The sequence below is a fragment of the Micromonospora sp. AMSO31t genome, from assembly GCF_008868175.1.
Classification (GTDB): domain Bacteria; phylum Actinomycetota; class Actinomycetes; order Mycobacteriales; family Micromonosporaceae; genus Micromonospora.
Window position 1 is genome coordinate 1 of the sequence record NZ_WBKT01000326.1, and the last position, 639, is coordinate 639.

1 pseudogene is annotated in these 639 nt (G+C 72.0%); it reads left to right on the forward strand.

What is annotated here, in order from left to right:
* Positions 1-486 (forward strand): annotated as a pseudogene (locus F8274_RS30790) (hypothetical protein); the annotation flags it as partial.
* Positions 487-639: the final 153 nt, after the last annotated feature.

Below are 639 nucleotides of genomic sequence, written 5' to 3' on the forward strand. Positions count from 1 at the left end.
CAGCCCATGTCGGCCCCGCCGGGCTACCCCATGTCGGCTCCGCCCGGCCCGGTGCCGCCCCACGGGGCGCCCGCGGCGGGTGGCGGGAAGGGGCGGGCCGCCCTGATCCTGGGCCTCGTCGCCGGGCTGCTCCTGGTCCTCGGCGGCGTGATGACCGGCCTCTACGTCACCACCAACGGCAAGCTGCACACAGCCGAGCAGCAGGTCAGCCAGCGGGACGGCACGATCACCGCGAACCGGCAGGAGATCGACAAGCTGAAGGGTGACCTCCAGACGGTCCGTGACAAGCTCGCCGACACCGAGCAGGACCTGACGGGCACCAAGAACGACCGGGACGAGCAGGCCCGCCAGAAGAAGGTCATCGGGAGCTGCCTGGACAAGCTGACCGCGGCCATCGCGGCGGCGTCCCGGGACGACAAGGCGGCCTTCGACGCCGCCAACAAGGGACTGGACAAGGTCTGCGACGAGGCCGAGAACTACCTCTGACCCGGCGTCACCACGGGCCGCTCCGACCACTCGGGGCGGCCCTCGCCGTCTCCGGACACGTGGATCTTGGCGAGTTGTCGTTCACCGCGGACGGCAACTCGCCACGATCGCAGAGGGTGCGGGGTCAGGCGGCGCCGGCGGGGCGGCGGGTGT